General features: G+C 60.2%; 18 protein-coding genes and 1 pseudogene. 13 read left to right on the top strand and 6 right to left on the bottom strand.

Going from position 1 to position 24699, the window contains the following annotated elements:
• The first annotated feature begins 177 nt into the window (after positions 1-177).
• Positions 178-1422, top strand: coding sequence for a Gfo/Idh/MocA family oxidoreductase (locus IVB50_RS26330; RefSeq protein WP_247297835.1), 1245 nt, complete (start codon positions 178-180; stop codon positions 1420-1422).
• Positions 1423-1465: 43 nt separating this feature from the next.
• Here the strand turns inward: IVB50_RS26330 and IVB50_RS26335 are convergent, their stop codons facing one another.
• From IVB50_RS26335 to IVB50_RS26345, 3 genes and pseudogenes are all read right to left on the bottom strand, one after another.
• Positions 1466-1978 carry a 3'-5' exonuclease gene (locus IVB50_RS26335; RefSeq protein ID WP_247297837.1) on the bottom strand — a complete coding sequence of 171 codons (513 nt, stop codon included), beginning with the start codon at positions 1976-1978 and terminating at the stop codon, positions 1466-1468.
• A complete protein-coding gene (locus tag IVB50_RS42805; protein ID WP_247297839.1) occupies positions 1912-3651 on the bottom strand; it encodes a VRR-NUC domain-containing protein in 1740 nt (579 codons plus the stop codon). Before IVB50_RS42805 ends, IVB50_RS26335 begins: the two co-directional genes overlap by 67 nt.
• 41 nt (positions 3652-3692) lie before the next feature.
• Positions 3693-4268, bottom strand: a pseudogene (locus IVB50_RS26345) (SOS response-associated peptidase family protein); the annotation flags it as partial.
• Between the two features lie 57 nt (positions 4269-4325).
• Between IVB50_RS26345 and IVB50_RS26350 the strand changes: the two are divergent.
• Complete coding sequence (locus IVB50_RS26350) at positions 4326-4709, top strand: hypothetical protein (RefSeq protein WP_247297840.1); 384 nt, start codon at positions 4326-4328, stop codon at positions 4707-4709.
• Between the two features lie 32 nt (positions 4710-4741).
• Here the strand turns inward: IVB50_RS26350 and IVB50_RS26355 are convergent, their stop codons facing one another.
• The gene (locus IVB50_RS26355; RefSeq protein ID WP_247297842.1) at positions 4742-4966 is read right to left on the bottom strand and encodes a hypothetical protein; all 225 of its coding nucleotides are present in this window, start codon (positions 4964-4966) and stop codon (positions 4742-4744) included.
• 307 nt (positions 4967-5273) lie between these two features.
• On the opposite strand from IVB50_RS26355, the gene IVB50_RS26360 reads away from it, so the two are divergent.
• From IVB50_RS26360 to IVB50_RS26390, 7 genes are all read left to right on the top strand, one after another.
• Positions 5274-5873: a hypothetical protein gene (locus tag IVB50_RS26360; protein WP_247297844.1), complete on the top strand. Its 600-nt coding sequence runs from the start codon at positions 5274-5276 to the stop codon at positions 5871-5873.
• A 176-nt stretch (positions 5874-6049) separates the two neighbouring features.
• Positions 6050-7105, top strand: coding sequence for a hypothetical protein (locus IVB50_RS26365; protein ID WP_247297845.1), 1056 nt, complete (start codon positions 6050-6052; stop codon positions 7103-7105).
• Positions 7017-8117, top strand: coding sequence for a hypothetical protein (locus IVB50_RS26370; protein ID WP_247297846.1), 1101 nt, complete (start codon positions 7017-7019; stop codon positions 8115-8117). Before IVB50_RS26365 ends, IVB50_RS26370 begins: the two co-directional genes overlap by 89 nt.
• Positions 8114-8362, top strand: coding sequence for a hypothetical protein (locus IVB50_RS26375; protein WP_247297847.1), 249 nt, complete (start codon positions 8114-8116; stop codon positions 8360-8362). The genes IVB50_RS26370 and IVB50_RS26375 overlap by 4 nt, the downstream gene beginning before the upstream one ends.
• A gap of 59 nt (positions 8363-8421) precedes the next feature.
• The gene (locus IVB50_RS26380) at positions 8422-9354 is read left to right on the top strand and encodes a GIY-YIG nuclease family protein (protein ID WP_247297848.1); all 933 of its coding nucleotides are present in this window, start codon (positions 8422-8424) and stop codon (positions 9352-9354) included.
• Positions 9355-9744: 390 nt separating this feature from the next.
• A complete protein-coding gene (locus IVB50_RS26385) occupies positions 9745-9993 on the top strand; it encodes a hypothetical protein (RefSeq protein ID WP_247297849.1) in 249 nt (82 codons plus the stop codon).
• A gap of 396 nt (positions 9994-10389) precedes the next feature.
• The gene (locus IVB50_RS26390; RefSeq protein WP_247297850.1) at positions 10390-11598 is read left to right on the top strand and encodes a tyrosine-type recombinase/integrase; all 1209 of its coding nucleotides are present in this window, start codon (positions 10390-10392) and stop codon (positions 11596-11598) included.
• A 1175-nt stretch (positions 11599-12773) separates the two neighbouring features.
• Here the strand turns inward: IVB50_RS26390 and IVB50_RS26395 are convergent.
• Positions 12774-14348: a DUF6538 domain-containing protein gene (locus tag IVB50_RS26395; RefSeq protein ID WP_247338402.1), complete on the bottom strand. Its 1575-nt coding sequence runs from the start codon at positions 14346-14348 to the stop codon at positions 12774-12776.
• A gap of 780 nt (positions 14349-15128) precedes the next feature.
• Between IVB50_RS26395 and IVB50_RS26400 the strand changes: the two genes are divergently transcribed.
• From IVB50_RS26400 to IVB50_RS26415, 4 genes are all read left to right on the top strand, one after another.
• Complete coding sequence (locus IVB50_RS26400; RefSeq protein ID WP_247297854.1) at positions 15129-18098, top strand: PAS domain-containing protein; 2970 nt, start codon at positions 15129-15131, stop codon at positions 18096-18098.
• Positions 18099-18109: 11 nt separating this feature from the next.
• Positions 18110-19759, top strand: coding sequence for a CHAT domain-containing protein (locus IVB50_RS26405; protein WP_247297857.1), 1650 nt, complete (start codon positions 18110-18112; stop codon positions 19757-19759).
• Between the two features lie 219 nt (positions 19760-19978).
• Positions 19979-21325, top strand: a complete 1347-nt coding sequence (locus IVB50_RS26410) for a hypothetical protein (RefSeq protein ID WP_247297860.1) — start codon at positions 19979-19981, stop codon at positions 21323-21325.
• The gene (locus tag IVB50_RS26415) at positions 21322-23415 is read left to right on the top strand and encodes a CHAT domain-containing protein (RefSeq protein ID WP_247297863.1); all 2094 of its coding nucleotides are present in this window, start codon (positions 21322-21324) and stop codon (positions 23413-23415) included. Before IVB50_RS26410 ends, IVB50_RS26415 begins: the two co-directional genes overlap by 4 nt.
• A 665-nt stretch (positions 23416-24080) precedes the next feature.
• Here IVB50_RS26415 and IVB50_RS26420 read toward each other — a convergent pair.
• Complete coding sequence (locus IVB50_RS26420; protein WP_276576745.1) at positions 24081-24350, bottom strand: helix-turn-helix transcriptional regulator; 270 nt, start codon at positions 24348-24350, stop codon at positions 24081-24083.
• Positions 24351-24699: the final 349 nt, after the last annotated feature.

Here is a 24699-nt window from a genome sequence, read left to right on the forward strand (position 1 = left end):
TGGAACTTGGCCTGACGCTTTAGCACTTGCCCTGCATTGCACGGTGAAGGCTGCCTTCCATCCTGGGCAGCGCCAAACGATTTCGGTGCTTCTTTGGATCACTAACTGCGCGATGTTTATTCGCCGGCTGATGCCAGACGTGGAGGAACCGGTGCAATCTTGGCAGGTTTGAGTGCGATGACAAAGCTCGGCATAGGCTCTCCGCATTCTTCCCTGACGCGCCGTGGTGCGCTCGGACTTTCTGCAGCGACGTTACTGGCTGCAAACGCATCGTGTGCCGGATTGGCTCAAGCCGCACCTGTAGACACCGGGATGACGCAAGGAGACAAGTTAACCTTCCCGTCCATCGTAAGATCAAGTGAAGCGGGCGAAGAAAACGCGGACGGGCCGCTCGCGGCGCGTGAACGGGTCGGCTTCGCCGTCGTCGCCTTGGGTCGTCTTTCTGTCGAGCAAATACTGCCTGCCTTCGGGCAAACGAAAAAAAGCCGACTGGCCGCGCTGGTTTCGGGATCGCCGGACAAGCTGAGCGTGCTTGGACGGCAGTATGGCGTTCGACAGGAAGCCCTGCTCGGCTATGAGAATCTCGAGCGGCTCCGCGAGATGGAAGACGTCAGGGTCGTCTACGTCGTTCTGCCGAACTCGATGCACAAGGAGTACGTTCTCCGATCGGCGGCCATCGGCAAGCATGTCCTGTGCGAGAAGCCGATGGCCACGAGTTCGGAGGATGCTCGGTCGATGGTCGAGGCTTGCTCATCGGCGCGCGTCAAGCTGATGATCGCCTATCGCTGTCGCTACCAGCCTCATCACTTGGAGGTCATTCGTCGTGCGCAAAGCGGAGACCTCGGGCCGATCAAGCTGATCGAATCGATCAACGGTCAGAATCAAGGAGATCCAGAGCAATGGCGGCTCCGCAAGGCATTGGCCGGCGGCGGCCCCCTGCCAGACGTCGGCATCTATTGTCTCAACGCCGCACGGGCGGTTACCGGCGAGGAGCCCGTCGATATCGAGGCTCGCATCCACTCGGCCGACGGCGATCCGCGTTTTCGCGAAGTGGAAGAGAGCGTCGCCTGGATCATGCGTTTCCCTTCCGGCGCTATGGCCAACCTTTCGACCAGCTACGGCATCCATAGGGCATCGCGCCTGGCGGTCCACTCGGACGACGGCAATCTCCTGTTGGACAATGCCTATCCCTACAAAGGACAGCGGCTGACGGTGCGTCGCGCAATAGACAGCCGCGAGACCGAGACGTTGATCGAGATCCCTGCAAAAGACCAGTTCGCCCTGGAATTGGATCACATGGCGGAATGCGTTCTCACCGACAGGTCGCCAAGGACGCCGGGCGAGGAAGGATTGCGCGACATGAAGCTCTTGGAAGCGATCTACAAGTCAGCGGATCAACGAACCCTTGTTAGGGTTGACTGAATTCTCAGATGCGGCCGCATAGCTCGGCCCTTCCCTGGAATGGCTACGCTGCTTCGCGGCCCCCCTCTTCGCTCCGCTTCTTGTTGATGAGATTCAACAGCTGCGCCGAGGCCCGTGCATCGCATAAGGCTCGATGATGATTGTCGAGCGAGATGCCATATATCTCGCAAAGTTTCCCAAGTCCGTAGGACTTGTGTCCCGGATAGCGCCGTCGCATTCCGGCGCACGTGCAGAGCTTGGGAAATCTGAAGCGCCGCGCGATCCTTTCGAATTCGTAGGCCATGAAACCGTAGTCGAAGCTGACATTATGGGCGACGAAAATGCCGTCCCCCATGAACTCCATGAAACGGTCCGCCACCTCCGCGAACAAAGGTGCATCCCGAACCATTTCGTTCGTGATGCCGGTCAGCTGAACGATCTTTGCGGGAATGGAACGCTGAGGATTGATGAGAGAATGCCACTCGTCGACGACACAGTGATTGCGAACCTTCACCGCGCCGATCTCGGTGATGCGATCGCCATTCGACCAGGAGCCGGTCGTCTCGATGTCGACCACCACGTAGTCCTGCTCGGGTCGAAACGATAATCCACCCGGCCGATTTCGGCGATGATGCCGGCGGCGCCGAGCTGGCGGAGGCGAGTTAGCTGGTTGCGGCGGATCACGTCCCCCTCGGCTTTGACCTCCATGAAAGAGGATTTGCCGTCCTGCACCAGCATCAGATCGGGGAAACCGTCCCGCATGCCGCGGAAATCGTCGCACATGCTGCCGATGATGCCGGCGATGCCGGCCGAATCGGATCCTTCGAGCAGCGCGCGCAGCGCCTCCACTTGCACATGATCCCAGCTGAAGACCCCATTCGGGCGGCCCCATTTTGCTGTGACGGTGCGGAGGATCAACGGAAGAGAAGCTCCGGATGCGATGGTGGCCAGTTTCTCCTCGATCGGCACGGCGAAGAGCCGACGGAAGCTGCGGTCCTTCAGGCAATGGGGTAGCCAGTCGAACCCGCTGGGCATCCGGGTGCTCTCGAAGAGCTCGTCCCAGAAGAGAAGCCCGAACAGGGTGTGCCACAGCACATTCTCGGTGAAGAAAACCTTGGTGCCCTCGCGCCGCAGAACGCCGGCGACGCCTGCTTCTGGATTGCCGCGATGCGTATCGTCGACGGTGATCGTTCGCCCGGACCGCAGAAGTTCGGTACAAAGACCTGTACGCTGTCCACCGAACTTTCGGGCGTAGAAATCGGTGGCGAAGAGGTGTTCGCCATCGCTGCCGGGATCATCGATCATCCGCTGCAGCAGCGTTTCGGCCTCGGCCTTGTCGCCCGTGTTGTAGAGCAGACGAACCAGGCGCTCGTTGCAGTCGGTGGAAGGCCCGGCACGGTAGAGCTGCCGGGCGAGATCGTTCTCGCCCGCCTTCTCGAAGAAAAGCCCCGTCCGATGCGCAGCTCGGCTGCGGAGATCGGCGGCGAACTGCGTCGTGCAGGCAGGCCCGGCGAGCACGTCGATGGCGGCCCGCCTGTGCGCGGTCTCCGTTCCGTCGTCCAGGCTGTCCAGAACCCGGCTGTAATGGAACGAGGCGAGCGCCTCTTCCGCATCGGTGAAGCGCGCGCTGAACGAAGTCTCGCGGTTGGTGCGGAGTATGCCCAAGTCGCGCAGCGCGAAGTTTTTCAGATCTACCTCGGTCTTGCCGAAATACAGATAGAGCAGGAACTCGACCGGCCACGTCCCGTCGAGCGCGATGAAGTTGCGGGCGCCGCAGTGCTGCGCGGCCACCGGAAAAGGGATGCTTTGTAGATAATAGTCGATGAACTTCGGCTTCGACCAGGATTTGCGGACGTCTCCTCGCCCGGCCGCCTGCGCTCCGGTGACGAGGATGTCCTTTGGCAGGCATGAGACGAAGGCCGCATAGTCCGCCTCGCCGAGCTCGCGTGCGTGACCGGCCGCAGTCAGATCAGATGCCGCACGCTCGACGCAATCGATCTCGGGGTAGTTGAACAGCGATCGGTTGAATATGGCACCACGCCTATTGATCATTCGGACCAGCAGACATCGTGCATCTCTCGATAGGCCCTCGAACCGCGCTATGAGGGCGTGGTGCTCCGGACCAAGCACGGGGGCGTACGTCCGCTGCACAAACCCCAGCATTTCGGCGAAGTGGTCGAGATAATAGTAGACGGGCAGTTGAGGCAGTTTGGCCAAGCGGACCTTCGCGGCAGGAATCGTTTGTTCCATTTTTGTTCGAATGCCGTCCTCGGAGTCAAGCGCCTAGACGGCTACAGGTGACCACTGTCCGGAACTTCGGCCGTCGCCGGCGCGGCATCTTCCTTCACGCCTCGCGCGACGATCCGCAACGCGCCGTCCGGAAGCGGCCGCTGCAGCTTCAGCGCATGTTCCGTTGGCGCGTTCATCCAGGTCTCGACCTCTTCGGCTGTCGTCAGAATCACTGGCATCGCCTTCGGATGAATGGCGCCGACTTCCGCGTTCGGCTCCGTCGTCAGGAATGCGTAGAGGTCGTTGGTGGTCTCGCCTTCCTTGACCTTCCTGACCGATGTCCAGTTAGCCCAGATCCCGGCGAAGCAAAGGAGTGGCCGAGTCTCCTCGAGCGCGAACCAGACGTCTCCGCCCTCGGTCTTGTTGAACTCGCTGAACGAGTTGAACGGGACTACGCAGCGGTTCTCCACGCCTAGCCAGCGGATCCAATGCTTCGACTTCACGTTTCGGATATTGGTTGCGCCGCCGTCGGGCTCCATCCGGAGCAACTCCTTGAAATCGACCTCCTTGCCCTTGGCCTGCAGCTTTTCGGCCCGCTTCTTGGTCGCGTCCATCAAAGCTTTCGACGACGATGGCATGCGTTCGCGTCGGACCTCATTCTTCCGAACTACCTGTTGGGCCCTAGGCTGCGCCGCGTGAAGCGGCCGACGCTCGCGGCCGCCAGAGAGATTGCCGAAGAATATTCAGCGAGCCTGACGGCGACGCTCTTCAAGATGACGGTCCTGAACCGCTTTCCCATGATCGTCGCTTGCTACAACAAGACGAAGCGGCGCTGGTTCGAGAGATCTCCGATGGTTCAGCCGTGGTGGTTTCCCCTGGACTCGCTGGATCGCGCGACATTCGCCGCGGACATGCTGTTCAACGAGGCCGCCGAACAAAACTTTCCGAGGAAGATGCCGGCGGACGCGTGGTTCGGGTTCAAGGGGTGCGATCGCTTCGAGGTCGAGGAGCAATCCTTCCGGTTGCCCGACGATGAGATTCTGACGGTCTTGAAACTTCCGGACGAGGCTGTGGCGTAAGGCGCCGATGGATTCGACCAGATCGTGGGGGCTCAGCGCACCCATTGTTTAGAGCCCTTCGGCTTCTTCCAGCGGAGCGCCTTGGCCACGGCTCGCTCGACGAACTGAAATACGTTCTCCTCGTTGTCCGAAGCCGCATCTTTGGCGGCCTGGATCAGATCGGTCTGCATGTACACGAGCAAGGCCTTTCGCCCGTCGGTCCGCAATCCTGTCGGCTTCGCCGCTTCCGTTGCGCCCGCCTTGGTCGTCTTTGCCATTTCAGTCGCACCCTTCCTGGACCCGGTCCGGATTCTAACAGGACGGCTGCGCGGTGCTAAGGGGCGGTAACCATAAAGCTGTTGACCGCAAGCGGGTTGGCTATCCAGCAGCTATCTGGCAGATAGCCAATAGATATCTGTCGGACGATTTTTTCCTTGACTTTCGTGGACTTTCGTGATTTTATACGAGTGCCGACACGTTCATCAACGACATGGAAGATTTTGCCACCCCTCGGTTGACCCCGCGCGATTCCGCGCGAGGCGACCGCTGTTCGCCGTTTTCATTCGACGATATCAGCGAGGATAGATGCAGAAGAACCTGTTCATCAGCCACAAAGCCAGCCGGGCAATTCCCTTCTCCAGCACCGTGACATGCGATTTCCTGATCCAGGCGTCGCTCGATGGTGATGTCCGCCGCATCGAGTACCAGAACAACGTGATCATCGACGAGCGCGTCGTGCCCGTCGAGGGCATCATCGTAGAGCGCTTCGACGGACGCTATGCCGTCGACATCGTCGACGCCCGTCCGGTCCACGACTCGGCGGCCGAGGCCCTGACGCAGCTCGCCTTCGCCCGCCGGTGCCACGGCATCATCGAGGTCAACGCTGCAGACGTCCGTGCGGAGCCGCGCTGCTCGGCGGCGCGTGAGGTCTGGAGCCACCGTACCGTACGCATGCATGCCGACGATCGCGCGGAGATCCTCGAGTCCCTCGAACGCGACGGCCCGGTCGAGCTCGCCCAGCTCGTCGAGGCGGTCTCGACGCGCGGCGAGGCCCGCGCGCTGATCTACGCGCTCGCGTCCGAGGGCGCGGTCGAAGTCGATCTGCGCGGCGGCATCACCGACGGCCTGATCGTGCGGCCGGGCTACGCCGGGTCCTCCGTCGGTCTGCGCGCCTACACCGCCTAATACCCACATTTCACGGCAACACGGCCACCCCACGCGGCGTCGGCGCGCGCGAGGTGGTCATTTTGTCGTGCGACATGGCTCCGCCCCCCGGCTTCACGGTTCTCGGGGTGACGGCGCTCGAATCCTTGCATGCCTCACGCCGGCCCTTTCGATCGGCACACCACGTCAGGAGAATCATGACCGAGCACGAAACGAGCGGCGTGGGTACCAACACGACGGCGAGCAGCGGCCGCTCGACCCAAAAGCGGGGCTTTGCGTCGCTTCGGCAGGCCGCCGTGGTACATGACCTGGACGACAATGTCGGCGAGCAGGACACCGTGACGGGGGATACTGGTGCCTCTCTCGGCTCTCTGAGCCACAGTGCGATCGGTAAGAGGATTGTCGCCTCAGCCTTGCGCCGCGCTACAACGGCGGCCGACCGCAGGCGCATCCTGCGTGACCCCCGCCCCGCCGTGGTCGTCATCACCGTCGCTTCATCGGCGTGGATCGAGACCGTCGATCGCTATCTCAACGGTATCAAGCGCGACTGGTTCGTGGTGGCACGCTCCGGCACCGACCGCCAGCATACGGCGAACGTGGGCAACGACGGCGTCGCGAAAGCGCTCTTGCGGGGCCGCTCTGTCATCGGCGTTGCCACCGACCCGGGGCGGCTGCTCCCCCGCACGCTGACGGCCGCGGCTGATGTCGAGATCGAACTGGGCGATCTGGACACGGGCAGCGTCGGCAAGGCGATGCGCTCGCGCTTCCCGGGCGCCGCCGTCGCCGTACCGGCGGACGCTTTGACCGCGCTTCAGCTCGACGATGTGGTCGCGGCGATGCGCCCTGGGGTGTCCCCTGAGGAGGCTATTGAATTGATGCGCCGGGCGTCGCGCCGGCGGTCAGTGGGCAACGACGTCTCGGCCGCGCCGGATCTCTCGACAGCGGTCGAGTTCGGTGCCGCGCGCGAGGTCGCAATCGCGTTGGCGCAGGATATCCGAGACTTCAAAGAGGGCCGCCAGTCCTGGGCCGACTCGATGAAAGGTTTACTGTTTTTCGGAAAATCCGGAACGGGAAAATCGGTGCTCTGCGCCAGCATCGCCGCCGCTGCCGGCGTGCCCGCTCCTGCGCGTTTCTGTCGCCTCGATGTTCGACAAGAACTCGCACTTGGGCACTGTCATCGAATCCTTGAAAAATGCGATGCATCAGGCGTCTACCATGGGCCGATGTTGCCTACTAGCACTCGAAGAGGTTGAGTTCATTCCGCGCCGCGACCGGCTCGATGCACGGGGACGCGACTGGTGGACCCCCATCATAGATTTGCTGTTGTTACTGACCGACGCGGGGATCGCAGCGAATGAGCCGAACGGCGGAGCCGGCCGTCCGATCGGTGTCTTCATCGTAGCCTGCACGAACCATCTCGATATGGTCGAGCCCGCCCTTTTGCGTCCAAACAGGCTCGAACGGGCCGTGGAGGTGCTTTCGCCCGATTGCGCCGGCATCGCTAACATTCTGCGATTCCACCTGGCCGGCTCCGTCGCCGGCGAGGACATTTCGGCGGTGGCGCAATCGCTCGAAGGGGCCACCGCTGCCGAGTGCATGGCAGTCGTGCGCGCGGCCAAGCGTGCCGCCCGCCACGCGGGCCGTCCGATGGAGCTGGCCGATCTGGCCGCAGCGGCGCACGGCGAGGATGTTCGCTCGCCGCAGGTCGTATGGCGCACCGCCGTCCATGAGGCGGCACATGCCGTCGCCACCATCGTGACCGGTGAGGGCGGCCTGGTCCACGTGTCCATCCAGAGCCACGGCGGTTACACCCAGGTCGAGGGCGATCGGGACGACCTCCCGACCCTGGGGGCCATCGAACGCACCGCGGTCTGCCTTCTTGCGGCAGGCGCCGCCGAGGCCTCGATCGTCGGATCGCTGTCCACCGGGTGGTCGGGGACGGACCGATCGGATCTCGGCAGGGTCGCGCTCCTGCTGTCCCACGTCCACGCATGCAGCGGTTTGGCAGGCAACCTGTTCGTGCGTGCGAATATGGATGCGGCGCTCGAGGTCGTGCGCGCCGACCCCGAGCTCGGCCGCGCCGTCGAGGATCACGCGCGCGAACTCTACGCACGCGCAGTCGCCCTCGTCGCCAGGCATCGCAACCGCATCGTCGCGGTCGCCGAGTCGCTCTTCGATAAGCGGCATCTCGACGCCGCCGAGGTCGTGTCGATCCTGTCGGACATCCCCGAGAATTGGAGCGAGGTGCCGGAGGATCGCCGATGATCCTGACGGTCGAAGTGCGCGGAGACGGCAAGGACCAACACGCGGCTGTCGCGTTCGTGCGCATCCTCGGTCCGGACAAGAACACCGGCCGCGCCGATTATGTCGTCGGTGCGGTCGAGAGCGCCGGCGCTCGCGGAGGTCCGGCGAGGAGCGCCGGATGCGTCGTCGGACACGACCACCGCCTCGGCATTTGGGCGCTGCTCGAAGGCGCCTGCGCCGAGCTCAAGAAGGCCGACTTTCTCTAGCCCTGACGCCGCGATGCTGGCCCATCGCACCACCCCGCAGACAAGCAGATCGGAGCAAGTTGACGAAACCATCGACGCCCACCACCACGATCGTTCACCGTCCTTTCGGACAAGAGATGGGATATCGCCGGGTCACCGACCGGGCCAGCCGGGTCGCCGTGCATGCTTTTCCCATGACAGAGCTCGCAGCCGTTTCCGCTGCGGGCGTGCTGGCGACGCCGGGCTGCTACGTGATGACCGACGGCAAAGTCGTCTATATCGGCGAGAGCCGCAGGCCGGAGCGCCGCCTCTCGGACCACGCGAGCGACCGCAACAAGACTTTCGCGCAGAACGTCTTCGTGATCGCTGGTCATGGTGATCCCTTCGACAAGATCTTGGGCTTGGACCTCCAGTACAAGCTGACTTCCCTCGCGGTGAAAACCCGAGCGGTCGCCGTGATGAAGGGGCTCAACCCCAGCGAACCCGACATGTCGGACGACGACCGCGCGACGCACAACCGGATCGCGACCGACGCGCTGCGGCTCCTCTTCGACGCTGGCTGCACCATCTTCCAGCCGACGGCCGGTATTTCCGACGAGGAGGCGGAGGCGGCCCCGGCGTTCCAGGAGCGCGGCGCCGCCGACGACGGCGGCGAGGCCGCGGACAGCGGCCCCATGGCCATCGGCGTGCCGACGATCGGCCATGAGTATGAGTTGAGGTACTGCGGGCTCTGGTCGCGCGGATACCCGTCCGGTGGTCGCTTCATCGTCGCGCCGGGGTCGGAAGTGCGGGCGCAGACCAACGGCAGCGTCGACGACCTCACCAGAAGGCGCCGCCAGGAGCTCTTCCGCGCGGATGTCCTCGAGGAGATCCCCGGCGCCGCCGACCGCCGCCGCCTGACGGTCGCAGTCGCCTTCGCGACCCAGTCCATCGCCGCGAAGGTCGTCTGCGGCGCCCACAGCGCCCCTCGCTGGACGCCGCTCGCGGCGCGAGCCGTGGTGCTGGCGACCTGAGGCCGGCCCGGCAGGCAGACACCAGTGCAAAAGCCGGCCGCGCTGAAGCTTTCGTAAAAAACGAAGAGCGGGTAGCTTTTTAAGGATCCGAATTTCAAGGATTCGAAATTCCAAGGACCCCGTTTCTCAAGGATTCGATTTCAAGGACTTGATCTCAAGGATTTGAACTTTCGATGTTGAATCCTTGAAATCCGAATCCCTGAAATGCCAATTTTCCGAATATTGACGATCTAAGCGCTCCGCCGACCGGTTCAAAATTTCTTGAGCGAAAGCGCCGGCGCCGCCCGGCCCGCGCCCGGGCGGCCCGCCCGGCGACGAAGGAGGAGCCGTGAGCGGAGCGCGCCGCGGGCGCGCGACACCAGTCCTTGAGAACACGACGAGGAGACCCGCATGACCAAGCCCGTACCGCGCCGCATCGCGGCCAGACCCGACCCAGCAGCCTGGAGCGACGAAGAAGTGCTCACGCTCGCGGAGGCTGCGGCACTCCTCTTCCCGCAAGGCCCCATAACTGAATCCTTCCTTAGGACGGCGTACAGAAAAAAGATGCTGGAGGTGATTTTACTGAATCGCAAATTGCTGACCTGCAAACGCAGCGTCCGCGAGATGCTGGAGAGGGCCAGCCGCAAGCCCACGACCTGAGGCCCCGCGCGACGACCGGACCGTCCGGAAGCGTCATCTTCCGCTGACGACGAATAGTGCGCCGAGGGAGATGGCGGAGGCGGCGCGGCGACCTGCGAAGACGCCGCGCAACGTCTGACCGTTAAAGTATTCGCGAAGTAATCGCGCCGGCGCGGCGCATTCGGGCGGCGGTCCGAACGCGCCGTTGATCTTCGCCGGCCGAGCGGGAATCAATCGAAGCGCTTCCGGGCCGACCGGTCGGGAAGCCGAACGATCCGGAGGTACCCGGCGGATGAGCCGTCGGGAACAGCCTTCGGAAAAGCGAACGGCCCCGCCGCGAAGCGGGGCCGCCAACGAACGCATGCGCGGAGCCCTCGAAAAGCAAGCCGCGCGCGCGTCCAGGAGACGGACCCTACCATGAACTTCATCCGAGAGGAAATGCACGACGCCCAGGTCGTGCGCTCCGCATCCTTGCCGCAGGTCGCGGACGGGGCGGACTACAAGCCGACCAAATACGAAGTCCGCGAGCGCGCGAACGGGATGTACGCGATCTTCCGGGACAACTGCTACGTCCGGAGCACCGGGACCAGAGACAAGGAATTGGCCCTGGACATCAAAGACCTGTTCAAGAAGCAGGACGAGGCGAAGAACAAGAAGATCGTCGATGCCCGCTTCGCGCTCGCCTCCGAAGTGGTCGACTACCGCAAGCGCACCTATCGCAAGAAGGAAGGCAAGTCGTACGCGGTCATCACCTCCACCTTCAAGCCGCTCGATCCGTATCTCGAGGGCCGGCAACTGATCGATCTCGACGGGGACTGGCTGCTCGCGACCGAGGAAGGCATGCTCGCGGACGGCTACGACTACGGCTACTTCTACAACTGCATCGCCAAGCTGATCACGGCTATCAACGTATACTGCAAGAGCAAGCTGTGCTCCTCCGCCGTGGCGTTCCCCCGGCCGGAAGCGCCCGAGGGCCGCGATCGCGTGCTTTTCCCCTTCGAGCGCGACCGGATCCTGCGATGGGCTGACGGAACCGAAGACTACCATCCCGAGACGGACACCTGGTTGCCGGCATCGAAGCCCTTGACCAAGGCCGAAGCGAACCGGCGCCTGATGGTCGGACGGGCCGTGCGTCTCGGATTGCCGCTCGGCAGCCGGCCCGGACGCTACGCCGGCATGGCGTGGAAGGGTCACCTCGGCACCGGCCACATCGACGTCGCAGGCGCCACGATGTACCGCTGGCCACTCGGCGTCTCGAAGAAGAACCGCAAGGAGGCACCCCCGGTGGCGCTGTCGCCCGAGCTGCTCGCCATCGTGGCGGGTTGGCAGGAAGCCGATGTCGGACAGCTCTACGTCTTCCGTAACTCCTTCGGCGACCCGCTATCCCAAAAGGCGCTGGAGGACTATTTCGCCGAAGCGATGCGTTTGCTGGGCATCGAAGGGGTGACGGGCCATACCCTCCGGCACACGTGCATCACCAGGATGATCGAGAAAGGCCTGTCTGCCAGCGTCATCTCGTCGATCGTGGGGATCTCGATCTTCATGCTCAAGCGCAGATACGACCATTCCGACGAGCGCGTCGTCCAGGTCATCGGCCACAGCGTCATGGACCAGATGCTGCACTGACACGGACGTCTCCGTGGCGCCGCCGGCCGCCGCCCGAACGGGCCGGCGGCCTTTTTCGTTTTGCTGCCCGGGGTATTGCCGGGGGCCGGCCCCGTGCTATTCTACGGGGACGGCGCGCCCCCCGGGGCGAACGGATCGTACAATCTCCATACAGCCCCTCGCGGCACGCCTGCGCAAACCTCTGAAAAATTTGACCTTTCCGCCTCGTCCCGAAACAACGGGTTGATTATCGCGGTTAACGCGCTCGCGCGGACTCAATAAAACCGGGGCTTCTCGAGGTGGTCCACAGAAGCAAGAGTCACCGAAAACGGCTTCGGGGCGACCCGAGGCAGCCCAATCCCGTACAGTCTCCGTACAGCGCCAGCGAGCTGCTTTTGATCGTTTGGGACGCGTCGACGCCGCCTCCCGAAGTCCAACCTGGTCGCAGCGAGGTTGATCCCGGCGCGATGTCCGCGCAGGGGTGGCCCGAGCGGCCTCCTCGTCGGCGCCGGCGCGGTCCCGGGCCGTACACCGGCGCCCGCCGTGCGTCAGCGGTCCACTGCCGCCCGCGGGCCTCAAGCCTTGACCTGCCAGTCGCGACCGCGAGACGCCACCATGGGCAAGCCCCTCATGCGTCCGGTCTGCCGGCAAGCCGTGGACAAGCTAGGGCGATGCCACCGGTCGGGCGGACAGGGTCGCGAGACTGACGAAGCTCATCTCGAACTTTCAGGAACGCCAAGCGCCGAATGGCACCTACTATTACGAAATTGTAATGTACGCCCTTTTCGATCGTTCGATACTTCGCAAATGGCGATCTGGCTCTCTCAAGCATTCGTGCTGTATAGAAGATCGCCTATGCTAGGGATTCCAGCTTACCAACTGTATTGAGAATCCTCCGTTCGCCGTGTTGGACACCAACGATTCTCCGATCGTGGACATTGATCTTCCGTACTGTATTCGAAGAGTCCCATGGCCAAGCTCACCATGCTCGCATTTGCGTCTGGCTTTACCTCGCGTCCGTTTAGCTCGACGACAGCTTGTCAAGGATTCGAAATTACCCTCGGCACGACTGCCACGGGGTCCCTGCGGCTGCTGATTCCCTGCACAGGGGACCATCCGGGTGGGCGCCGGCCACAACCCGATAGGCTGGCGCTGAAGGTAGCGAATGGGCACCTCCGCCGACCAACGCCCGAATCCTATGCCGCGGCGTCCGCGACGGTCCGTCTCTGGCCGCGGCGGCGGTCCCGGCGCTCGGTCGGCGCCTCGATCTTGTACCAGGGATATTTCAGTATCTCCGGCAGCATCACGTCGGGCGGGACCTCGCCGTAGTCCTCGCCGTCGGTCCGGGGGGCGTGGCCCTGGATAGCGTCGAGGACCTGCCACAACATCTTCGCCCTCCTGCCTTCGGTCTTGAAACGATGCCGCCATCCATGGTTGGGGGCGGCCTTAGGATTCTTGATCTGAAGGACGTTGCGGACCCAGTCGGCAAGCTTGTTGCCGACGGAGGTGTAGGTCGGATTCTTCCGATCCTTCTTCCGCTGCCGTTCGATCGCGTAGAACAGCGGAGTGTCTCCCTTCTTTCTGTGCGCCCACTCCACGAACTCCATCTGCAGCAGGTGTGGATGAAGCGGGACGGTGCGCTCTTCGGCCGACTTCACCGTTCCCGCCTCGGGCATGATGCGAATGCACGGGATACCGTCCTTCTCGACTACGTCGCACGCCCTTAATTGGGTAATCTCGTTCACGCGCGCGCCGGTGTACGCGCAGAGCCACGGCACCCACCGGCGGGCGGCGGCGTTCTCCTCGGTCATCCGCTCGTTCTGCGGACCGAGGGCGGCCGCAAGGATGGTATGGGCCTCCACATGGTCGAAGCCGATTTTTTTCTTTTTCTTCTTTTCGGAAAGGGTGACGACGACTTCGGCGGCCGGATTGATCGTCAGCTTCTTCTCGTTCTTGGCCCACCCGAAGAAGGCTCGGGCCGCAGCGATGTAGCCGAACTTGACGTTGCGCCGCGACGCCTTCGACGCCAGCAGCGCATCGCGCCAATCGAGCAGATGTTGCTCGGCAACATGGCTCATGTCGTCGGTGCCGATGCGCTTGATGAGTTGACGGAAGTACGGCTCCCACTTCTTTTTGGTCGACGCTGCGAGCTCCTTCGCATCGACGAACTCCGCCCACAACACGTCGAACCTCTTTGCAGGGTTCGGCGGCTTGTATTCCGGGAAGCGCGCGGCGATCTTGTCGTTGGGCGTGTAGTCCTTCTTCGCGTTCTGCAGCAGCTCCTGCCCGGCGAGCTCTTTGGCCTCGACATAGGAGCGCAGGAAGGAGTGAAATCTGTCGCCGACGAGATGGATCCCCTTCCGCTGCAGGAAGGCTTTCGCTTCCGGTCCGAACGTCACGAGTAGATGCGGCTCGAGTGCACCGATCAGAGGCCGCCTTCGCTTGGCGTGCTCCCTCAACGACCGTTCGACCTCGGCCGGAGGACCAGGCTCATCTCGGCGGGCAGCCACCGTTTCCCTGTAGAACTCGCCCGCGAGAGCGACGATCTGGAGATGAGAAAGCTCAGTAGGAGGCGTGCCGACAAGGTTTCTGCGCCATTCGCGCTCGAGCCGAAGATTCTCCTCCTGACAGCGGAGGACGGCCTCCTCCCAGTCCGTCGTCTCGAGCGAGAACTTGATCTCGGCCGGCATTCCGAAATGCCGAAACTGCTTGGGAACGCGGCGCCTGAACCAGTAGAATTTCGAGCGGGGATTTTCCCAAGGTTGGATCATGCGAAAGCTCACGGTGTGTCCACTCCTGTGTACCACCGAGACTTTTCGGAAAGCCTTATTTTATAGGTAAATGCGGAGTTTCAGGCACTTGCGCCAGCCGTTGGCGGAGGGAGAGAATCTAGAAAAAAACTTGCTCGACTGCTGCGTCTCAGGTGCTCTCGGCCGAGGAAGATAGACTAGAAACATCGCTCTAAGGAGTCGCCTAGGTCCCATTGGAACGGGGAAGGGATTGGAAGAAGTTGCTCCGCCGGCCGCGCACAGGACTCCTCCAATCCGCTAGCAATCCCGCCGAACAATTGAGCGGCCTCTCTGCCAGCGCCCAGCACATCCGGTGGCGCCTACCGCCGACAGGTAAGTTAAGCGCGTTCCTATCGTGGTCGACGTGTCCGTAGGGCTGGCTGGCCACGTTGCCCAACTTGAACGGCAAGCCGATCTTTTCGAGAGCCTGCAGATCGTAACAGTGCCAATCGCGCACGCAGAGAGCTAGACGCTGGGGGCGACATCATTGGCGTATTGGATGGGCTGGCGTATCGGTTTTCTTCTGGTCGATATCTGACCGCGGTTTTTCGCTCAGCTGGCACAAGGGTTCTGGCCGTTCAGCGCTGCATTTTCGAATACCGAAGGAAACCGCCAAACGGAGCATTGTTCGGATAAAGCGGGAATTATAGCAGAAGATCTGACCCTTCTCGCCTTCTAAGATACTGTGAACTAGTTCACTTGACCGCAACCACTGGTTGGATTGATATAGCTTTGTTCCTTCAAGAAAACTGCGAGGGGAACATGGTTGATATTCAGAGCCATTTCGTTCCGAGTAGCGCCCCAGAGGCTTCGGCGCTCGAGCCTGCGGCACGAGAGAGCGCAGATACCCAGATTAGACGGCTGGTTGGACTCCTGCGAGAGCGCCGGCCGGGCGGCTTGACCCAAGTGTTAGTGCCTTTCCTCGCTAGGCGAGAGGAAGCTCTTGCTCAAGAACTTTCAGCCGAACGCGCCAAAATCGTCGAAGAGTGCGATGATCTTATCTTAAAAGCTCTATCTGTGCGCTATGATGCGCTTGACACCGCAGTGGTTCACTCGAGCTTCGCCGTGGCGGAGATTGACGGACTAGGAGCGATTTCCTACGCGAACGATGCTCTGATAGACCATTTGCCTGATGCGCTCGGCCGAGATTTCGCCTCTCTTTTCGGGCCACGATCGGCCGATGTACGGGCCGCGCTGGCTACGCAAAAGCGCCAAACCCTGCGCTTAGATCTGCATCGTGGCAATCTACCGTCTATTCATCTACGAGGGGAACTCGGTCCCCTTACTGACGAGTACGGTCGACCTGGGGCATACGCGCTCCTTCTTAGCGTAGAGGAAGAGGAAGCGCGTTTTGATACTCTGCCCGATGGGATCCTGAGGCTAGATCCGGAGGGGAGTATTGTCTTTGCGAACGAACGCGCCGAACAGCTGATTGGGGCGAGCAGAATCGAATTGCAGGGTCGGCATGCGGCCGGCTTGTTCTCGAGCTCCGATTTGAAGCGCGCTCAAAATCTCCCGTACTGGTTCAAATCACCCGACGGCCGCAAGGAGAAAGCCGAACTCGTATCACTAGATGGACGACATACTCCAGTCCGCGTAACGGCTGCTCCATCGTTCGATACTGCGGAAAGCTGCTCCGGTGCAATTATCACTATTGTCCCGATGGCGGAAGAGCTCGTTCGGGCAGAATTGCAGCAGGTACTAAGTGATCCCAACTACAGGCCCGAAGAGCTTGTTCTCGGCGTCATGAAGGCCGTTCGAACGATTGTGCCTTACGATCTCGCCACCTTCGGTGTGTACACCGAGGACATGAGGTACCACAAAACTCTGGTATTGCATCCGACGCCTGACTGGAAATGGACAACTGCTTGGTTTCCGCTCGGCGAAAAAGTTCACGATTTTCTACTGAGCGATCACACATGGGGCAATGATCTTCATGCCACGGCGATCGACCTAACGCCGGGCATAGAGGAGGACCCTGTCCTACAGAATATCGTCAAGAGTGGAATGAAAGGTTACGTCACGCTGCCGATAGTTGGCGGAGGGCAGCGAATCCGGGCGTCGTTGACCCTGCTTTCCGAGAGGTCTGATTTGTACGACGGATTAGAAGTTGCGCGCATGCGGGATCTGGGAGTCGAGAAAGCCCTACTGGTCGCCGAGGCGAACCTGTTGCGTCGACGCGAAGAGGGAGTCCGCATGCTGCAAAAGCGACTTGCCGATGCAGATAGACATGAGGAACTAGCGAAGTGCTTGGGTGACGGAATTGCCGATTGTTTTGGGTGGGACTACGTCGCTGTCTTTTCAGTCGACCGAAGAGATAATCTGTTCCACATCATATACCAGTGCAATCGCACCAATACTCCAGATGTCGACTACGACTATACCCAGCCACTGACTGAAGGTCTTCTGGGCGCAACGCTGCGGGACAATGCGGCCTTGGCCGAGCCGGACATCGAGGCTGGCTCCCAGTTTGGCTACAAGCCGGTCATTCCCGACCGCCGCTCCGCTCTGGCATTTCCGATCCGCGTCGTTCAACAGTCGCCGAAGCCCAGCCGCGACGAGATTGAATGGATGCTGTCGATCGAGTCCTCCATGAGGAACGCCTTTCAGGGGCCTGATATGGTCGCGCTGACCGACGTGTTGGCGCAATGCGAGCAGCTGCTACGTCGGCGTTGGATGAAAGCCGTCCAACTTTGTCTGCTGGACACAGTGGAGCAGGCTGTAGTCGTCGTCGATCGCGCTGGACTTTTGCGGATGACAAATCGATGGGCGGATGCCCTGTTCGGCAGATCAGCGGGCTCGCTGCTGGGCGAGCGCCTTGCAGCCTTTGGCGCACATGATCCCGACCGCCGATTGCTCAGTTCGACCACCCCGGTTGCGCAGGTGAGCTTGACGTTATGTATCGATGCCGCCGTCTATGTCCCCACATTGGCTAGTCAGCGCCCCTTGCATGACGATTACGGCCATTGTCTCTGGCTCTTTACCGACCTCCGCCAAGAAGCGCAGCAAAGTGACCTGAGCTATCTCGAAGAAACCGTAAACGAGGTCGCTCAACACGTCCGCTTACCACTTATTATGGCAAAGAATCTACTCAGCAAGACAATTGCGGCCAGCGATCTTGGAGACCTCAACGATAACGTTGAAGCCGCTCTTCGTCAGCTCGATAAGGCAGATTTGACCTATGAGCGGCTCGCCAGCACTTTGGCGATACGGCATGAACCCGATCGGCCGAGGCAGCTGTTCGATGGGCTGGACTTGCTGAGAGATGCCATCTTTGATCTTCCTCGAGAGGATCTCAGCTCTTGCGAACTGATCGGGCTTCCATTGCAGGGCAAGATCCAGTCCTTCTACTTGTTGGGCTGGCCCGAGCAACTGAGGTTCGCTTTCAGATCTTTGCTAGGCTACGCGCTGTTCAGGGGCCCGTACACGTCGAAGGTCCAGGTACGGGTTGAGCACCTTGCTGAACGCAAAATCCGTATCAGCCTGTCAGTCCCAGGCGTCGACGGCGTCGAAATGACTCCCTCGCTTTCGCGTAATGGGCAATCGGACGCGGCCGCGCAGCAGGCCCAAGAAAACGCATCTCTAGCCCTGAGAACTGTCGAAATTGCAGTGAATCGTCACAACGGCAAGCTGTCAAAGTATATCGATCATTCAACTCTTGTGTTTGCCGTCGAGCTGCAAGCAACGGATCTGGGAGCTGGCCTGCAATCCAAGGAGTCGACAGTAGAGTAGGAGTTTATGTTATGACCATCAAATTTCTCCTAGTTTGTTCTGACAGTAATTTGCAGTTCGCAATCAAGGAAGCACTTGGAGCAGCAGGAGATATTGACCTTATAGCAATCGATGCCGAGACTGCTTCTAGAAATGACAGGATCAGAGAGGCTTCGCCTGATACAGTCTTGCTGCTCGACGCTCAATTGCCGCGTCGTCTCGGTGGGCCGTTGGACAGGCAAGAGAAATCGGCACTTTGGCTTGTGCAAGAATTAAGAAATACAGCGATAGCAACGCCGGCGCTTTTTATCACTTCGCGAGAAGTCGGCATCTTCGAACTCGATGAATATTGCACCCCGGACAATCGCGCGATTTCCTTACCGCAATTACGACTTTCGCCTACGCTGCTGCGACGGTTCGTTGACATGCTGCTAGGCCGACCTACGTCTCCCGAAAAAACATGGAACGTCATCGAGCTTGAGGTCCAGCGCACATCCGTGAAGTGTTTGCTAGGCAACCGTGAGGGCGAGATGATGGGGTGGGCGGAGGCATCCACCCGCATGTATTCCGCCGCGCACCAGCTCGCCATTAAGTACGCGATGCCACCCTTCATGCCTGGTTGGGCGCGCCGGATTCATGACGATGGCTCTCTGCTGTTTCAGCAGCTGATCATCGCGACCCTTGGTCCAGGTCTCTTTTCTCATATTGAACGGTCAGCCGGTGGGCTACGCAATCTAGCTTTTCGCTTTCGCGTCGAGGACGCTTCGCTCTATTGCGCTCCTTTCGAAGCGACCGTTCGCCTCTCGGGTCTCCCGTCAATAGGAACCGACATCGATTTTACTCAGGACCCTTTCGTGCTGATCAATGCTCCTATTGCGCGACGAATGAGAGCCGCCAAGCTTTCGACCACATCGCAAGGAGAGCTGCGTGCCGCCAAGGTTCTCTTCATCCGTTCTCAGGTCGGCGAGAGCCGAGCCGGGGCGACTGGCTGGGATATCGCGCGCGTGCCGGAGCGAGATCCGGAAACTGGCCGGTTCAAACTTAACAGCTTCGAGTTTCGCCGACTCGAAAACATTGATAGAGAGCGCGACGATCTCAAATCGCTGGAGGAAACGGACTGCACCGTCTTCAGCTTGGAGGTATTCGATCTATCTGCAATTGCCGATCCTAGAGGATCCGAAGCGCTGCTCATGGAGAAGCTCACGTTAAACCGGTACGACGTCGTTCATTTTGCAGGACACTCGTTGACAACGAGGGATGGCATGACCTTGCTAGTATTGCCGGGTCGAAACCCGGGTCAGGCCGAAGGCATGTCCATTCACGCCTTCGCCGAAGGGGCAGCGGCCGCAGGCGCCAAGCTAGTTTATCTCTCATCATGTCAGGGGAGTTCCGCGAACGCGGTAGCCAATCTTGCCCAGCGAGATGTTGCCCACATCGTCGGCTTTCGCTGGGACGTCGATGATGAACGAGCGGCAGACTTCGCCAGACACTTCTACAGCGACCTGTTCGGCAGAGAATCGAGCACCATTTGCAACGCGTTCAGGACAGCTTGCCGGGGCGTCTATGAACCGATGCAGATCGAGGCGTCTCCGATCTGGGCATCCCCGATCCTTGCCTGCAGTCCCGACAACTGGGCTGCCCAGTCTTTTCGCGAGTCGGTCAGCATGGGCGCTCGAGTATGAAGCGAACTAACTGCACCGTGCGGGTTGACCTGACTCAGGCAAACGGCAGCCAGTAAAATAAGAGGACCTTGTTACACCGGCGAATTCATCGACGAGATCTCAAGATATTGACCAATCGCATCCATCCAGCTTGAGATTTAGCTTGTCGGTCAAGCCTGCTAAAACTGCCGAGCACGAGGGAATCAAATGCCCCGACACCCAATGGGAGACGTAGTGGTCTTGCTGCCAGGAATTACGGGCAGCGTGCTTAGAAAGCATGGCACTGTGGTTTGGGGATACTCTGCCGGCTCGATCGGCAAGGCACTCTGGAGCTTGGGCGGCACGATGGAGCGCGCGCTGGCGCTTCCGCATGACGATCCGGAAGTGGACGATCTAGAGGATGGGATCACTGCCGATGAATTGATGCCTGATCTCCATCTACTCCCGGGGGTTTGGAAGATCGATGGATACGGCAAGATAACTGAAGCCATACTAACGGGCTTCGAGGTAACGGAAGGAAGAAATTTCTTCCGATTTCCCTATGATTGGAGACGCGACAACAAGGTGGCGGCGCGCAAGCTGGCAAGGGCGGCTAAGCGATGGCTGGGCAGTTGGCGCGATTCTAGCGGCAATCCCGACGCGAAGCTTATCCTGATCTGCCATTCGATGGGCGGGCTCGTTGCGAGGTATTTTCTCGAATGCATGGATGGCTGGAAGGATGCCAGGGCACTGGTGAGCTTCGGAACGCCTTACCGTGGTTCTTTGAATGCGCTGGATGGGTTGGCGAACGGGATTAAGACGGGCCCGCTGGACCTATCCAAGGTATCGCGCCAGTTCACCGCGATCTATCAGTTGCTGCCGATGTATGAATGCTACGACTCGGGAGATAGCACACTGGTTCGAGTCGGCGAGACGACTGGCATACCCAATGTCGATCCCGAAAAGGCTCAGTCAGCACTTCGATTTCATCGTGAAATCGAAGCGGCAGCTAATTCAAATCGCCGCCTACACCGATATCAGGAATCAACTTATCGCATTTATCCTGTGGTTGGAATTGCGCAACAAACGATCCAGTCGGCACGGCTCGCCGAGAGTGGCGTCGTCATGCTCGAGACGTATAAGCGCAATGCATTGACGGGAGACGGCACTGTTCCTCAGGTGTCGGCAATTCCCATCGAAATGAGCGAAGCGCCAAATGCGATGTACGCTGCAACCAAGCACGGTTCGCTGCAAAATGCGGATGCGGTGATTACCAACATGATCGGAATACTGTCCGGATTTGACCTTGATCTTGGGTCATTCAGAAAGCCAAAGACGCATGTCGCGATCGAGATTGGTGATCTATATTGCTCGGGCCAACGGGTCGTCCTGCGCGCACGGCCGACTCGCGACGCCGCGTTGACAGCAGTTTTTTGGCGCTCAGGCGATGTTGCGTCATCGGCCGAGCTTACCTTGGCACCCGCGGGAGACGATTGGCTGCAGGCTGACTTCGTCCCGGCAGCTCCAGGAGCCTACCACGTCGCGGTCTCAGGAGTGGGCGCCGAGACAGCACAAGACTCCTTTGCGGTGCTCGGGGCAGAGACATGAGCGAATCGGAACACGATGGTTTTCCGCAATCGCGCGCGGCGCTGCTCGGGGCTGATCCCCTCTGGGACCGGAAGGGCTTGATTTTGGTTGTTACCGCCAACCGATCCATGCAATCGGTTTTGGCGCGTAGCCTACGGTCCAATCCGGCCTGGATAGTCGTGGTCCGGCTGCACGGCACTCAGGTGTATCGCTATGCCTACCGGCTCCAAGAGCTGCGCCAACACAAAATCAACTTTCCGGACAGGCTGAGCTCCCCTATCGAGGAATCGTTGGAGCTTCGCGAGACTAAGGCTAGCACGAGCTACCGTGGCGGCCGCCGTATTGACTCCCAAGAGGGCCGAGAGGGGCCCGCCGCCTCGAGGGCCATAGACCTCGACGCTGCAGGCCGAATTACCGGGATTGGCGAACTGGATGCTGCCGCACGATTGGATCGACAGCATTCGTTACCGCTTGATGTGCCAGACAGCTTCGAACTAGGTTCGACGCGCGGTCGATCAGGCCGCAGAATTCCGGACCTCCCATGGGAGAATTCGTTTCAGAAAACCCCGGCTGAACTCGACTGCATCGGCGTCACACTCTCGGCGAACACGAACACTGAGCTTCAAATCGGTCATGAACAGGAGGTGACTTTTCGAATTGAATTGTCCACCGTGGCCCGGCCGCAAGGACCTTCATTGGACACAAAGGCAGCCCCCGACAAGCCGATCGTAGTTTCACTCACAGTGGAAGATCCGGCGATTGGGATCGTTACTGGTAGCGAGCAGAGGGTGGATCCGCCAACACTCGATCAACCGCTCAGGAGCGGCTCGTTCCGAATTCGGGGTTTGCGATCGGGTGTGTCTCGGCTCGCAGTCTTCTTTCGTCAAGGCGGCAGCGATCTGGGCGCAATCGGGCTGGCAATCGCGATCGTTGCTGAGGGGGCCAAGCAGACCCAGATAGAAGGCACGGCCGTCGCTGCCGCCCGCGATGTGGCGGACGACGACAAGTTGGCGCTGCTCGTTGAGCAGCGTGTCGACGGAGGGAACGTCACCTACAACTTCACGCTCCATTCAGAAGCATTGGATCTGATCTATCGGAAATTCAGTTCGAGACCCTTGCTCGATCGTGGCAATGGCCCGGCATCGACGTCCTCGGCCTTTGTCGAGAGAATCTATCAGCGCGTCACGCAGGAACTCAGGAGCGTCGATGATTTCAAGCAGCTGGAACGGGACGCACGCGCACTCGGCTCGAAGCTATCCCGTGAACTCTTCGAGCCGGAAGTCGCAAAGGTCATCTGGCCATTACGAGATCGTATAAAGTTGATTCAGGTCGTTTCTTGGGAGCCGCTTATACCCTGGGAACTGGTGCGTCTGCACAACCCTGATAGCGGTGAGGTCGACGACAAATTCCTGGCGGAATACAACTTGGTGCGGACGCTTTCGGACGAGCAACCGGTCCGGAAATTACCGTTAAAGAAGTGGCGCTATTTCAATGCGGCCTATCCGATGGGATCGCTGCCGCCGGTCGGCGCAGAGCTGACTTATTTCACAGGCGGGTCCGAGAGATCGCTCCGTGCACGATCTATCACTGCGGATCCAATTCCTCCGAGCCGAGATGCTTTGTACGATGCTCTCGCGGACGGAGATTTCGATGTCCTGCACATATCCTGCCATGCCGATGCGTCACACCAATCGATAGAGGGCGCGAGCTTGATCATTGGCGATGAAGCGCGCCCAGGAGAAACGCAGCCTCATCAGATTGAGATCGACACTTTAACGGTTGAGGCGGAAGCAAAGCTTCGCGGCAACAGGCCCCTGATATTCCTGAATGCCTGCGAAACCGGGCGGATGGGGCCTGTTTTAACGCAATTAGGTGGGTGGCCGATCGTGTTTCTCCGGGCTGGTGCCGGAGCTTTTGTTGGCACCACTTGGGCCGTCCGCGATAAGCCAGCTGCGGCTTTCGCGAGGGCCTTCTACGAGGCACTTCTAGACGGCAAGTCTCTAGCTGAAGCTGCAAGCGCTGCGCGAGCGTCGGCAAAAGTGCTTGGCGACGCCTCATGGCTGGCGTTCAAAGTCTATGGCCATCCTCGCGCACACAGGGCGACAGTCTAGACACTGAGAAGCTAGTTCGGCTGGTGACGCGTGGTTTGCTGTAACGGTTTCTTTCGATCCCGGCAGAGTTACCTCAATCCGAATGGCCCTTAGCAGATTCAGTGGGTTACGCTAACGGGCTGAATGTTTGCCCTTCCTAAAGATGCGTGCGTTGCGGATTCCGCTCTCTTCGCATCGTCCAGGACGACGGCCGACTGTGCGCATTCGCCTATGCGTTGTTATGGAATGGCGGGCCGGTCCAGCCAGACCTTGCCCCGAGCTCAGTCGCAGTGGTTGCATACTACAGCAGGAGCCGACAAGCCGCAGCCCTTCAAGAAGCATCCGCCTGGCAGAGGTTTTGCGATGCGCCGCGGGGGCACTACGTTAAACCTGCTTCCTACGATACAAGACAGACCCAAACACTAGTGTTATTGCGAGCAGCAAGAGCGCTGCCAAGATCTGGATGCTGTTGCTGTTAAACGGCGGAACGATCCCGAAAAGCATCTAGTCAGACAGAATGTGCATTGCATAGCCCAACGGGATAACGCGAGAAAGTGGCTTGGATCTTCGCGATCATTCCCGACAATAAAACTAGCAGAATCAAATAGCCGGAAGCAATCAGGTATCCGCTGTAGCTGGACCAGAACGCTGTCCATCCAGCCGAGTAAAACGTAGATGTCCGCACTTTATAGGAAAATTAGGCCGCGCTTTAAGGCGGCGACAACGGCAGTTATTCGGTTGGTAGCGCCAAGTTTTCTCATCGCATTCCGAAGATGGAATTCCACTGTCTTTTCCGAAATGAAGAGTATCTCGCCGATTTCCCAGTTCGTTTTGCCTTCCTTGCACCAGCCGAGACATTCGATCTCCTTGCCAGTCAGAAGGCCGAGTTTAATGGGCGACAGGACTCGCCCGGCGGGCGGAGGCACAACGATGGCCTTGCGAAATTCGGTCTCCATATTTTCTCCCCACGCCGTCGCTTCGGCACAGCCAGTTCGCCAGGAGCCGATCGAGGGCTAAACATCATAAAATATTCTTTCGAGGCACCTACGAACGAAATCCACTATAGTGGAATATGTAATTCCCGTAAGGCTAATGCACAATTATTACGTGTATTTTTGGCTCCTGCCAAGTGCGCTGGTATTTCTGTCGCGCGGATAATGTCTGCTTTCCCGCTCTCCGGCGTTTCCTGCTTTGGTGGCCAGGCGAGAGCTATCGCCAAATTTTGGTGACGGCGGTGCCGGTCAGGCGGCAGCGGTTATGGGCTGACGGTCGGTCGACTTGGCGATGACCTCGATCCCATCGTTG

This window comes from Bradyrhizobium sp. 87 (assembly GCF_023073015.1).
GTDB lineage: Bacteria > Pseudomonadota > Alphaproteobacteria > Rhizobiales > Xanthobacteraceae > Bradyrhizobium > Bradyrhizobium canariense_D.

Excerpts from the sequence above, each read along its gene's own strand:
- IVB50_RS26405 (WP_247297857.1), top strand. The coding sequence starts at position 18,110 with ATGACCATCAAATTTCTCCTAGTTTGTTCTGACAGTAATTTGCAGTTC.
- IVB50_RS26400 (WP_247297854.1), top strand. The coding sequence starts at position 15,129 with ATGGTTGATATTCAGAGCCATTTCGTTCCGAGTAGCGCCCCAGAGGCT.
- IVB50_RS26360 (WP_247297844.1), top strand. The coding sequence starts at position 5,274 with ATGCAGAAGAACCTGTTCATCAGCCACAAAGCCAGCCGGGCAATTCCC.
- IVB50_RS26390 (WP_247297850.1), top strand. The coding sequence starts at position 10,390 with ATGAACTTCATCCGAGAGGAAATGCACGACGCCCAGGTCGTGCGCTCC.
- IVB50_RS26420 (WP_276576745.1), bottom strand. The coding sequence starts at position 24,350 with ATGGAGACCGAATTTCGCAAGGCCATCGTTGTGCCTCCGCCCGCCGGG.
- IVB50_RS26330 (WP_247297835.1), top strand. The coding sequence starts at position 178 with ATGACAAAGCTCGGCATAGGCTCTCCGCATTCTTCCCTGACGCGCCGT.
- IVB50_RS26415 (WP_247297863.1), top strand. The coding sequence starts at position 21,322 with ATGAGCGAATCGGAACACGATGGTTTTCCGCAATCGCGCGCGGCGCTG.
- IVB50_RS26355 (WP_247297842.1), bottom strand. The coding sequence starts at position 4,966 with ATGGCAAAGACGACCAAGGCGGGCGCAACGGAAGCGGCGAAGCCGACA.
- IVB50_RS26365 (WP_247297845.1), top strand. The coding sequence starts at position 6,050 with ATGACCGAGCACGAAACGAGCGGCGTGGGTACCAACACGACGGCGAGC.
- IVB50_RS26385 (WP_247297849.1), top strand. The coding sequence starts at position 9,745 with ATGACCAAGCCCGTACCGCGCCGCATCGCGGCCAGACCCGACCCAGCA.
- IVB50_RS26375 (WP_247297847.1), top strand. The coding sequence starts at position 8,114 with ATGATCCTGACGGTCGAAGTGCGCGGAGACGGCAAGGACCAACACGCG.
- IVB50_RS26395 (WP_247338402.1), bottom strand. The coding sequence starts at position 14,348 with ATGATCCAACCTTGGGAAAATCCCCGCTCGAAATTCTACTGGTTCAGG.
- IVB50_RS42805 (WP_247297839.1), bottom strand. The coding sequence starts at position 3,651 with ATGGAACAAACGATTCCTGCCGCGAAGGTCCGCTTGGCCAAACTGCCT.